We start from the raw sequence: 11,869 nt of genomic DNA on the forward strand, positions 1-11,869 counted from the left end.
TTAGATTAACTCGCAGAATATCAAGCAACAGGCGGCAAGGTATCGAGCGGCCATCGCGGTTGACCTTTTACTGCTAAGTCTTCCTGCTGCCCTGCCTTCAAACGCTGTAATCCAGCAAAGGCAATCATGGCGCCATTATCAGTACAAAATTCACCACGAGGATAATAAACGCGACCACCAATAGAGGTCATCATCTCAGCCAAGGTTTCGCGTAAGCGGGTGTTGGCACTCACGCCACCGGCAATCACTAAACGGTTATAACCCGTCTGTTTTAAGGCGCGGCGACATTTAATCGCTAAGGTATCTACAACCGCTTCTTCAAAAGCTCGGGCGATGTTGGCGCGGGTTTGCTCATCATCAGGTTCAGCGGCAATGGTATTGGCGGTAAAGGTTTTAAGGCCGGAGAAACTAAAATCAAGCCCAGGCCTATCTGTCATTGGACGCGGGAACTGATAACCAGCAGGCTCGCCTTTGGCGGCAAGTTTGGCAAGCCGTGGCCCCCCAGGATAATCCAGCCCCATCAACTTGGCCGTTTTATCGAAGGCTTCACCGGCGGCGTCATCCACCGACTCTCCTAAGACTTCATAAAGGCCGATACCATCGACTTTGACCAACATGGAATGACCGCCTGACACCAACAGTGCAACAAAAGGAAACTCCGGAGCATCTTCCTCAAGCATAGGTGCCAGTAAATGCCCTTCCATATGATGTACACCGATGGCGGGCTTGTTCCATGCAAAGGCTAGCGAGCGACCAACACAGGCGCCCACTAATAAAGCCCCAATTAATCCAGGGCCTTTGGTATAAGCGATACCGTCGATGTCGGCAATGTCGGTATTGGCGTTTTTCAACGCTTGGCGGATCAGCGGGACAATTTTGCGCACATGGTCGCGGGAGGCCAGTTCAGGCACCACGCCACCATAATCCGCATGCAACTTAACCTGACTATATAACGCATGGGAAAGTAACCCCAGCTTATCGTCATAAACGGCAATACCTGTCTCGTCACAGGATGTCTCAATACCTAGAACCCGCATGGTGCCTCAAATCAAAACGTTTAAAGGGCGCTAATTCTACCTGCATGATGACAATTACTCCAGCCGACAATCACGTTATTCAGCCCCCCAAACCAAGCTGAAATGATTAGGGCTTTACAAGCCTAGTGGTCTCGGTATAAAATTCCGCACCATTTTAAATACACTTGGTTCAAGTCATTGAACCAGACAACCTACACCTAAGGGGTGATGGCGTATGCCAATTATTAAAGTACGTGAAAACGAACCATTCGACGTAGCTCTGCGTCGTTTCAAGCGCTCTTGTGAAAAAGCTGGTATTTTAGCCGACGTGCGTGCTCGTGAATTCTACGAGAAGCCAACTACTGCTCGTAAGCGCGCAAAAGCAGCTGCAGTTAAACGTTTAGCTAAAAAGCTTTCTCGCGAAAACGCACGTCGCGTACGTTTATACTAATCTCTTATGAGCCTAATTGATCAGCTAAAAGACCATATGAAACAGGCCATGATCGCCAAAGAGAAGGCGAGATTGAGCACTATTCGTATGGCACTTGCAGCCATCAAACAGATTGAAGTGGATACCCGCGAAACTCTGAATGATGAGCAGGTTATAGCTGTCTTAACCAAAATGGTGAAACAACGTCGCGATTCGATTGCTCAATATGAAGCAGCGGGTCGTAGCGAGTTGGCCGCAGCAGAAGCAGAAGAGATTCAAGTTATTGAAGCTTTCCTGCCTACTCCCCTCTCTGAGGCGGAAATTGCCGCGTTCATCGATGCTGCTATTGCTGAAATAGGCGCATCCTCCATGGCGGATATGGGCAAAGTAATGGGAGCATTAAAACCTAAAGTTCAAGGACGTGCAGACATGGGCGCTATCGGCGCTATGATCCGTGCAAAATTGCAATAATTAGCGTTTCAATGTATGAACAAGCCGTGCCTATGCGCGGCTTGTTTGTTTAAATTCGCGCAAGGCGAGATTTTAAGCACTCAATGGCAATACCTCGTGATTTTATCAATGAGCTAATCGCTCGCACCGACATCGTCGAACTTATCGACCGCAAGGTGCCCTTGAAAAAGGCGGGTAAAAACTACTCGGCCTGTTGTCCTTTTCATAGTGAAAAATCACCTTCGTTTACCGTTAGCCGCGATAAACAGTTTTATCATTGTTTTGGCTGCGGCGCCCACGGCAATGCCATCGATTTTGTGATGGAGTACGACAGACTCGATTTTATCGATGCTATTGAAGATCTTGCCGGACAACTGGGCTTAGAAGTGCCCAGAGAACAAGGCACGGGTAAACGCCAAGACGATGGCCTAAGCCGTGATCTCTACCAATTAATGGAAGAAGCCAGTCGCTTTTTTCAAACCCAGTTAAGACAACACCAAGACAAACAAAAAGTCATCGACTACCTCGCTTATCGCGGATTATCCGATGATATTGTTGAGCATTTTGGGATTGGTTTTGCACCCGACGGTTGGGATGGGTTATTAAGCCGCTACCGACATAGTCAAGATGCACAGGATAAACTCCTGACCGCAGGCATGCTGATCAGCAATGACAGCGGTAAAAGATACGACAGATTCCGTGACCGCCTGATGTTTCCCATTCGCGACCGCCGCGGTCGTGTGATTGGATTTGGTGGCAGAGTATTGGGAGATGGCACCCCCAAGTACTTGAATTCGCCAGAAACGCCCATATTTCATAAGGGCAATGAACTCTATGGTCTATACGAGCTAAAGCAACGTCATCGTGATCCAGACAAAATACTGATTGTCGAAGGCTATATGGACGTCGTTGCCCTAGCCCAATATGGTGTTGATTATGCGGTTGCATCGCTTGGCACCTCGACGACAGCTGAACAATTTCAATTGTTGCTGCGTAGTGCTAAAGAAGTCATTTGCTGCTACGACGGCGATAGAGCCGGTAATGAGGCCGCCTGGCGCGCCTTAGAAACTGCCTTGCCCCTGTTAAAACCCGGGGATAAAGTACGTTTTATGTTTTTATCGCAATCTGAAGATCCAGATTCAATGGTTCGCAAGATTGGTAAAGACGCATTCGAGCAACTGATGGACAGTGCTATCAGCCTGCCCGAATTTTTGTTTGATACATTAACGACGAAATACGGTACCGATAAAGGTAATTTAGCCAAACAAGCCTTTGGCCTAATTGAAAAAATTCAAGACACTGTGCTGCAAAACCTCCTACTTGAGAGCTTAGCTCATAAGTTAGGTATGAACAGCTCAGACGATATGAAGAAAAAACTGGGTTTTAGTGTCAAACAAACTAAGCCCACAGCATCAACGGGACTCAAAGGACGCGGTACACCATTGCGACTTGCCATCGCCTTGTTAGTACAGCATCCCGAGCTGGGACTGGGGTTATCTCCGCAACCAGCATTAAACCATCTGCAAATGCCAGGCATCGACTTGCTGCCATTGCTGTTGGCGTTAACTCGAGAGCATAAGTTAAACAGCGCACAACTACTTGAGCAATTCAGAGACAGCCCCCACAGCGGGACGCTGCATAAATTAGCCCAATGGGACCATCAAGTGGCGGAAGAAAACTTGCTCGAAAAGTTTAAACAGACCCTGGTTTGGTTGAACAATCAATATATTGAACAACGATATCAGGAATTGAGTCTAAAACAGACCCATACTAAGGAAGAAAAGATCCAGCTGCAGAAGCTGATCTCAGTCATGAAAGGACTAAACTGAGGCAAAAATGTCCTCATTCAGTATCCCAGTGACTAGCACAGGTAAGTGCACATGGCTATAATTGACGATTTGCGCGGCACTTAGCACGAGCTAACTGTCCGTCGTTGTAACAGTTTCCCAACTTGGATGATATCTATGGATCATACTCCGCAGTCGCAACTCAAGCTGTTGCTTGCCAAAGGTAAAGAGCAAGGTTACTTAACCTATGCAGAAGTGAACGATCACTTACCTGCAGACATGGTCGATTCTGACCAGATCGAAGATATTATCCAGATGATAAATGACATGGGTATTCGGGTATTCGAAGAGGCTCCCGATGCCGATGACATGATGATGTCGGAAGACAACACAGACGAAGATGCAGCAGAAGAAGCAGCCGCCGCCCTTGCCACGGTAGAAAGTGAGCTTGGCCGCACCACGGATCCTGTGCGTATGTACATGCGCGAAATGGGTACCGTTGAACTGCTGACCCGTGAAGGCGAAATCGTTATCGCCAAACGCATCGAAGAAGGCATTAACACAGTTCAAAGCTCAGTAGCCGAATACCCACAAGCGATCGCCATGATCCTTGAGCAATACGACCAGTATGAAGCCGATGAACTGCGCCTGTCTGATATTATCTCTGGATTTGTTAACCCTGACGAAGAAGACTTAGGCCCAACCGCTACTCACATCGGTTCTGAATTATCAGAAGAAGATCTTGAAGATGAAGATGATGAGGAAGACGAGGAAGACGAAGACGGTGATGCCGACGGCGATGATGATGGTAATAAAGGTCCCGATCCTGAAGAGGCTCGTGAACGCTTTAGCCAGTTAAGAACCGCCTACGAAAACGCGCTCAAAATCATCGAAGCCAAAGGCCGTGAACATCCAGAATCGATCAAAGCACTGTTTGAGATCGGTGAGATTTTTAAAGAGTTCCGCCTAGTACCTAAGCAATTTGACCGCTTAGTGAAAAGTATGCGTTCGATGATGGACCGTGTTCGCGTGCAAGAGCGTCTCCTGATGAAGCTTTGCGTCGAACAAGCCAAAATGCCAAAGAAAAACTTTGTTAAGTTCTTCACTGGTAACGAAACCAATCTCGATTGGTTTAATGCAGAAAAAACCTCAAACAAACCTTATGCCGAAGGCTTAAGAATGGTTGAGGATGACGTGCAGCGCTGCCGTAGCAAACTGGCCGCCATCGAAGAAGAAACAGGCTTAGTTATTGCCGCGATTAAAGATATTAACCGCCGCATGTCAATCGGTGAGGCTAAAGCTCGTCGTGCGAAGAAAGAAATGGTTGAGGCAAACTTACGTCTGGTAATTTCTATCGCTAAGAAATACACCAACCGCGGTCTGCAATTCTTGGACTTAATCCAAGAAGGTAACATCGGTCTGATGAAGGCTGTTGATAAATTTGAATATCGCCGTGGTTACAAGTTCTCGACCTATGCGACTTGGTGGATCCGTCAGGCAATCACCCGCTCAATCGCGGACCAAGCCCGTACGATCCGTATTCCAGTACACATGATCGAAACCATCAACAAGCTGAACCGTATCTCTCGCCAAATGCTACAGGAAATGGGCCGCGAACCCTCACCTGAAGAATTGGCAGAGCGAATGATGATGCCGGAAGACAAAATCCGTAAGGTACTGAAAATCGCGAAAGAACCGATCTCCATGGAAACCCCAATCGGTGACGATGAAGATTCGCATTTAGGCGATTTTATCGAGGATACCACCCTCGAATTACCTCTGGACAGCGCCACCAGCGAAAGCTTGAAGAGCGCTACCCATGAGGTATTAGCAGGCCTAACAGCCCGTGAAGCCAAAGTACTGCGCATGCGTTTTGGTATCGACATGAACACCGACCACACGCTAGAAGAAGTGGGCAAACAATTTGACGTAACCCGTGAACGTATCCGTCAAATTGAAGCAAAAGCGCTGCGTAAACTGCGTCACCCTTCACGCTCAGAAATCTTAAAGTCCTTCTTAGACGAATAGATAGACGAATAGATAAGTGCCAAATATTAAGCCTAAGCCCCGCACTGCGGGGCTTTTTTTCGCCATCATTCAGTTAACGAGTAACAAACCAGCACAATATACAGCTCAACCCCCTTTCAAAATCAGAGAGTTAAATTACCTTGCACCATGAATCGCACGGCAAAAAACCTTTGCAGAAACAACTGTTGATTAACAGATAACCAATTGAATCAATTCGGTGAATTTCATCGAAAAACACGGGTGACAAGCGCAAACAAGCTTAGTATACTGCCACTCGCTTTAGGTGATGACGATTGCCTTTAGTAGGCCCCTTAGCTCAGTTGGTTAGAGCACACGACTCATAATCGTTAGGTCCACGGTTCAAGTCCGTGAGGGGCCACCACCAAATTCAACAAAAAAGCCCATTTAATAATGGGCTTTTTGTTTCTGCAATCTGTCGACACTCACTCATACCAACGCGACTCATTCCCGATAACTAACTCAAACGCGATTTCAATTTGTCCCTTTAGGTAATGGCCCAATTAAAGCAAAAACAAAGGCGCTAACTGATAACCACGTTAGCGCCTTGATAAGGTTAGAAAACCTGTCAGACCTTAAATAGTAGGAGGCTGACCATCTTGTTAGGTTTTTAACTTACCTAATTGCTGATGTTGTTGTTTCACCAGCTCGGCGAGAACGACGCTGCTTTGCTGTGCTTCGCCTGCAAGACGAGCGAGTTCAGAGGCTGAGTCGGATATGCCAGTAATATTTCGATTAACCTCTTCAGTAACGGCACTTTGCTCCTCTGCCGCCGCAGCAATATGGGTCACTTGCGCTGAAATCTCCTCAATCTGGCTAACCATAGAATTAAGGGAGGTAAGCGCTTGCTCCGTTTGCGAAACGGCCATTTGTGCACGCTCAGCACCTTTATCAATAATCCCCGATGCACTAAGAACCTCTTTTTGGAGCGCATCAATCAGCACGCTAATATCGTCAGTGGAGCTTTGGGTTTTGGAGGCAAGTGCCCTTACTTCATCGGCAACCACCGCAAAACCCCGTCCTTGCTCACCTGCGCGAGCAGCCTCAATAGCCGCATTTAAGGCGAGTAAGTTTGTTTGCGCGGCAATGGAGCTAATCACTTCGAGGATACGGCTAATATTAGTGCTACTTTCAGCCACTTTACTGACGGCGACTTTAGCCTGCATAGACTCTTGCGACATAGTAGTCACATAATCCATTGCTTTAGTCAGACTCTCTTCACTGAGACGTACATTGCGTGACATAGCCTCTGTTTCGGCAGCGGTTTGTTCAGAAGCTTTGGCAACCTCAAGGGCTGTAGCACTCATTTCATTAACCGCAGTCACAACACTCTCAATCTCACCATATTGACGATGTACGCTATCGCGGGTTAATTCTGCAATTTTTGCAGAGGATAAACTTTCCTCCTGTGTCCGCCCTGCCAACGCTTTAAGCTCGGAGATTAAATCCTTAAGTTTATTGATAAAGGAATTAAATCCTTTACCCAGAGCGATAAGTTCTGCGTGTGAATCGACTTCAATCGATTGTGTTAAGTCGCCATCGGCACTGGCTAAATTTTCAACGCGGCCCTGAATGACTTTGAGTGGTGCAATCACGCTGCGGATCACTATGCTGATGGTAACAACCGCTAGAATGGAAACCGCTAGGCCAACAATCAATAAGATGCTGCCAAGTGATGTTGCCATTTCGTCCATTTTTTCATTTAGTTGAATCGAACTCTTGAGTGCCATTGATTTAGGGACTTGAATCGCAAGTGACCACTCTGCGTTGGCAAGGGGAATATTAATCGGATAGGCGACGATAATTTCATCGTCATTTGCCATATAACCGCCATTTTTATGCAATCCAACAATTTGTGTTGCCAATTTGGGGTCAATAGACTCGGCTAACGGACGCGCCTTTTTACTGTAGTGGCTTGCGGCAACCACTAAACCACGGGTACTGAGCAAAGTCACTTTAGCTTGGCCGTCATAAAGGCTTTTAGACAGTTTATCAATTAACACTTGGAATACTGGTAGGTTGAGATCCACCCCAACCACACCAATAAATTGTTTATGCTTAAGTACAGGAACCGTTAACGACGTCATTAACGCTGTATTGCCAGGGGTGATTTCGTAGAGATAAGGTTCCATTAAACAAGGCTTTAAGGTCTCCTTTGCACATAAAAACCATTCAGCATCTCGTATACCAAATTCGTTGAGAGTTGTTTTATATTTTTCTGATGAATCATCAACTTGGTTATGTTCAACTGTGCCATCATCATTGCGAGTGTAATACACCTCCAATGCCCCAGATGAAGCAACACTATGGCTGACATTAACATTTAAAAATTCACTGTCGAGTCCATCATACCCATTAGCTTCGAACTGGGCATACATTGACGAGATTTGCGTATTTTTCTTTAACACAGCAGCCACAGCGAGTTCTAAACGATCACGCTTGAGTGGCAATTCTTCTGACGTGCTTTCAAGTATGCCTGAAAAGGAATAAGGGATCCGGTAAGCTTCGTTGATAAAACCTGCGACCATTTCGCCATATTCGCCCGCTCGCGCTTCAAGCTTATCGTGGGTCTCCTTTTGCAATGTTTCTTGAACCTGATAGGAAAGTTCAGCATTTTGATCCGAGAGGGTCCACCATAGACTGATGGAGAGAATAGCCACTATTGAGAGAAATAAGGCGGAAGTGATCCACAACAACTTAGTACTGATGGACAAATGCTTCATCGAGTAAACTCCAAATATAAGGTCAAGAGCCTAATTATTTTGATCTAGTTCATTTTTATTTTTGCTGACTAATTTAAAAAATAGCACTCTGCGTCGGGATTACCAGTCTTTAAGATAGTGAATTGTTAACTATAAGTAAAACTTTTCACCGACAGATTTAGGGCCAATTGCGACCTTTATCCCAATAGGTGGCAATTTGATATTTATCCCAAATCGATGAACGCAAATATGACCAAACTCACAAACCACAAAGATTAGCGAGCCACACTTTTTTACAAAAATTAATTCCAGATTAAAAACACCCATTTCATTTGTAACAAAGTCTATTCTTTGGCGTTGTGGCATTGGTTTGCGCAGGCTATCGCCTTATACTCTTGGCCTTAAACACAAAACAACAATAACGGAAGCAAGCTTTATGACTCTTGGTACCAATCAGGTAAGCAAGACACATTCGTTTATGACTGTGTCACTTATCGAATTATGGGAACGTTTTGGTTATTACGGCATGCAGGCGCTGATCGTGTACTTTATGGTGCAGCGTCTTGGCTTTGATGACTCCCGTGCAAACTTAGTTTGGAGTGCCTGTGCGGCGCTGATTTACGTGTCGCCGGCCATCGGCGGTTGGGTTGGGGATAAAATTCTCGGCACCAAACGCACTATGCTGCTCGGTGCAGGGATTTTGTCGGTAGGTTATGCATTGATGACAGTGCCAACCGAAAACACTTGGTTTATGTTCTCCGCCCTTGGGGTAATTGTGGTCGGTAACGGCCTATTTAAACCCAATGCCGGTAACTTAGTCCGTAAGATTTACGAAGGTGACGATTCTAAAATCGACAGCGCCTTTACCATTTACTACATGGCGGTAAACGTAGGTTCAACCTTCTCTATGCTGTTAACGCCTTGGATTAAGGACTATGTTAACGCGCAATACGGTAACGAATTTGGCTGGCATGCCGCCTTTGCCGTGTGCTGTGTGGGCTTAATCGTCGGCTTAGGTAACTATGCCCTGATGCACAAGAGTCTCGCCAATTATGGTTCTGAGCCTGATACTCGCCCAGTCAACAAGAAGAATCTTGCTATCGTGTTGGTATTAGCGGCACTTTCCGTTGTTGCTTCGGCCATTATTCTTGAATATGAAGATGTTGCCCGAGTATTCGTGTATGCCGCGGGTGTGGCGGTATTAGGGATTTTCTTCCACTTAATTCGTACCAGTGAGCCAAGTGAGCGTGCCGGCCTTATCGCAGCGCTAATCCTCACTGTGCAAACCGTTTTCTTCTTTATCTTCTATCAACAAATGTCGACCTCACTGGCCCTGTTTGCGCTGCGTAATGTCGATTGGGATTTCCAAGTCTTTGGCACCCATTTATGGACTTGGTCACCTGCACAGTTCCAAGCACTGAACCCCATCTGGATCATGGTGTTAAGCCCTGTTCTGGCTTGGAGTTATTCATGGGCTGGCCGCAATAATAAGGACTTTTCGATTGCCGCTAAGTTCGCCTTAGGTTTTGCGGTTGTCGCGATTGGCTTCTTTATCTACGGTTTTGCAGGCCAATTTGCCGTTGAAGGTAAAACCTCTTCTTGGGTGATGATCTGGGGTTATGCCTCTTACTCACTGGGCGAGCTGCTAGTGAGTGGTCTTGGTTTAGCCATGATCGCTCGTTACGTGCCAGCGCGCATGGGTGGCTTTATGATGGGCGCCTATTTCGTGGCATCGGGTATTTCCCAGTACTTAGGCGGCGTTGTAGCGAACTTTGCCAGCGTGCCACAGGACTTAGTCGACCCGCTGCAAACGCTGCCCGTTTATACCAATCTATTCAATAAATTAGGTATTGCTGCTGTATTTTGTACTATTATCGCCTTAGCCGTATTACCTCTGATGCGCCGTTTGACCGAAAGTCATCACGCCCATAACAACATTGAAGATAACGCGGCGGCCTCACTACGTGATGTGAAAGCCGAGCAATAATCCTCCCACTCACATACATGTGAGCGCTAAAAACTGCCGACAAGCCGCGCTTGCGGCAGTTTTTTTATACCTTTAGGTTACTGCTCAGCACCAAACAATCTGAACTTTCAGTGGTGATTTTTCATGCATCGGCTTGGGATAAGGCTTTCACCCCTGTTTGCAAAACTAAGATGTTCGGTTCCAATTTTAGGGCAGTGTTAGTTCAAGCCTTGAGCTTGTTTATCATTGATACGTCACCATATCCTAGGGTAAGACTCCATCAGCACTGACTGAGCAATCGCTTTAGCGTCCACCACATTCATCCGAGGGAGACAAGATAAAGCAGCTGCCACAGAGCTGACTCACGCAAAGAGGCGCTTAATTTATGGCTACATCATCGACTTCGACATCTGCCGCCCCATCGCAGGCAGTAACAAAATCTCCCCTAGCGGATGTTCCCTTTTCACTGTTAGAGCTTGCACCTGTTCGCCATGGCGCCTGCATCGGAGACACGCTGCGCGCCAGCCTACAATACGCTAAGGTGGCCGATGAGTTAGGTTTTAACCGATTCTGGTTTGCCGAGCACCACAATATGCCCGGTATCGCCAGCGCCGCGACATCGGTATTAATTGGCTATATTGCCGAGAATACTAAACGCATTCGCGTCGGCGCGGGTGGGATTATGCTGCCCAATCATGCACCCTTAGTGGTTGCCGAACAGTTTGGTACGCTCGAGAGTCTTTATCCGGGGCGTATCGATTTAGGACTTGGCCGCGCCCCTGGGAGCGATCAAATCACCAGCCGCGCCCTTAACCGCGATATGAGCCGCGCAGAGCAATTTCCCGCCGAGGTGAGCGAGTTACAAACCTTACTCGGCGACTACAATGGCCATCATCCCGTAAGAGCGATTCCCGGCGAAGGCACCCATGTGCCGATTTGGCTACTTGGCTCTAGCCTCTTTAGCGCCCAGCTTGCAGCCCAGCGCGGCTTACCCTATGTCTTTGCAGGGCATTTTGCGCCAAGATTCCTCTATGATGCGATAGAGATTTACCGCCGCGACTTTAAGCCATCTAAGGTGTTGGATAAGCCCTATGTCATGCTTGGCCTGCCACTTATCGCCGCCGAGACAGACGCCGAAGCCGAATACTTAAGCACCACCTCCAAGCAACGGGTGCTTGCGCTGATCCGTGGTGAACCGCTTTGGTTAAAACCGCCCGTGGACAGCATGGATGGCCTGTGGAGCGAGCAGGAAAAAACCTATGTCGATAACTTCTTAGGCTTATCCGTCACCGGTGACCCCACCACCATTAAGCACCGCTTAGAGATGATAGTGAAGGAGCTAGGTGTCGATGAATTTATCTTTACTAACGATTTGTATAATCAGCAAAAACGCGAACGTGCACTGCAAATCCTAATGGAGATTAAAGGCACTTAAGCGTTAAACCACGCCATAAAAAATCCCGCCAAAGCAT

The 11,869-nt window shown here is 47.0% G+C and carries 8 protein-coding genes and 1 tRNA gene; 7 read left to right on the top strand and 2 right to left on the bottom strand.

Going from position 1 to position 11,869, the window contains the following annotated elements:
• Positions 1-20 precede the first annotated feature (20 nt).
• Positions 21-1,037 carry a tRNA (adenosine(37)-N6)-threonylcarbamoyltransferase complex transferase subunit TsaD gene (gene tsaD / locus SHEWPOL2_RS20070; protein WP_037431043.1) on the bottom strand — a complete coding sequence of 339 codons (1,017 nt, stop codon included), beginning with the start codon at positions 1,035-1,037 and terminating at the stop codon, positions 21-23.
• Between the two features lie 214 nt (positions 1,038-1,251).
• On the opposite strand from tsaD, the gene rpsU reads away from it, so the two are divergent.
• The 5 genes from rpsU (at position 1,252) to SHEWPOL2_RS20095 (ending at position 6,093) form a co-directional block, all read left to right on the top strand.
• Positions 1,252-1,467 carry a 30S ribosomal protein S21 gene (gene rpsU, locus SHEWPOL2_RS20075; RefSeq protein WP_006080725.1) on the top strand — a complete coding sequence of 72 codons (216 nt, stop codon included), beginning with the start codon at positions 1,252-1,254 and terminating at the stop codon, positions 1,465-1,467.
• A gap of 6 nt (positions 1,468-1,473) precedes the next feature.
• Positions 1,474-1,917, top strand: coding sequence for a GatB/YqeY domain-containing protein (locus tag SHEWPOL2_RS20080; protein WP_037415447.1), 444 nt, complete (start codon positions 1,474-1,476; stop codon positions 1,915-1,917).
• Between the two features lie 83 nt (positions 1,918-2,000).
• Positions 2,001-3,725 (top strand): DNA primase, encoded by a 1,725-nt coding sequence (gene dnaG, locus SHEWPOL2_RS20085; RefSeq protein ID WP_037431044.1) that lies wholly within the window; start codon positions 2,001-2,003, stop codon positions 3,723-3,725.
• 135 nt (positions 3,726-3,860) lie between these two features.
• On the top strand, positions 3,861-5,711 hold the full coding sequence (rpoD, locus tag SHEWPOL2_RS20090; protein WP_086024099.1) for an RNA polymerase sigma factor RpoD: 1,851 nt from the start codon (positions 3,861-3,863) through the stop codon (positions 5,709-5,711).
• A gap of 305 nt (positions 5,712-6,016) precedes the next feature.
• A tRNA-Ile gene (locus tag SHEWPOL2_RS20095) sits at positions 6,017-6,093 on the top strand.
• Between the two features lie 238 nt (positions 6,094-6,331).
• Here the strand turns inward: SHEWPOL2_RS20095 and SHEWPOL2_RS20100 are convergent.
• Positions 6,332-8,452 carry a methyl-accepting chemotaxis protein gene (locus SHEWPOL2_RS20100; RefSeq protein ID WP_037415438.1) on the bottom strand — a complete coding sequence of 707 codons (2,121 nt, stop codon included), beginning with the start codon at positions 8,450-8,452 and terminating at the stop codon, positions 6,332-6,334.
• Between the two features lie 415 nt (positions 8,453-8,867).
• Between SHEWPOL2_RS20100 and SHEWPOL2_RS20110 the strand changes: the two genes are divergently transcribed.
• Positions 8,868-10,418 (top strand): peptide MFS transporter, encoded by a 1,551-nt coding sequence (locus tag SHEWPOL2_RS20110; RefSeq protein WP_037431046.1) that lies wholly within the window; start codon positions 8,868-8,870, stop codon positions 10,416-10,418.
• Positions 10,419-10,782: 364 nt separating this feature from the next.
• Positions 10,783-11,832 carry an LLM class flavin-dependent oxidoreductase gene (locus SHEWPOL2_RS20115; protein WP_037431048.1) on the top strand — a complete coding sequence of 350 codons (1,050 nt, stop codon included), beginning with the start codon at positions 10,783-10,785 and terminating at the stop codon, positions 11,830-11,832.
• Positions 11,833-11,869: the final 37 nt, after the last annotated feature.

The sequence above is a fragment of the Shewanella sp. POL2 genome (assembly GCF_000282755.1).
Lineage (GTDB): Bacteria > Pseudomonadota > Gammaproteobacteria > Enterobacterales > Shewanellaceae > Shewanella > Shewanella xiamenensis.

Excerpts from the sequence above, each read along its gene's own strand:
- tsaD (WP_037431043.1), bottom strand. The coding sequence starts at position 1,037 with ATGCGGGTTCTAGGTATTGAGACATCCTGTGACGAGACAGGTATTGCC.
- rpsU (WP_006080725.1), top strand. The coding sequence starts at position 1,252 with ATGCCAATTATTAAAGTACGTGAAAACGAACCATTCGACGTAGCTCTG.
- SHEWPOL2_RS20080 (WP_037415447.1), top strand. The coding sequence starts at position 1,474 with ATGAGCCTAATTGATCAGCTAAAAGACCATATGAAACAGGCCATGATC.
- dnaG (WP_037431044.1), top strand. The coding sequence starts at position 2,001 with ATGGCAATACCTCGTGATTTTATCAATGAGCTAATCGCTCGCACCGAC.
- rpoD (WP_086024099.1), top strand. The coding sequence starts at position 3,861 with ATGGATCATACTCCGCAGTCGCAACTCAAGCTGTTGCTTGCCAAAGGT.
- SHEWPOL2_RS20100 (WP_037415438.1), bottom strand. The coding sequence starts at position 8,452 with ATGAAGCATTTGTCCATCAGTACTAAGTTGTTGTGGATCACTTCCGCC.
- SHEWPOL2_RS20110 (WP_037431046.1), top strand. The coding sequence starts at position 8,868 with ATGACTCTTGGTACCAATCAGGTAAGCAAGACACATTCGTTTATGACT.
- SHEWPOL2_RS20115 (WP_037431048.1), top strand. The coding sequence starts at position 10,783 with ATGGCTACATCATCGACTTCGACATCTGCCGCCCCATCGCAGGCAGTA.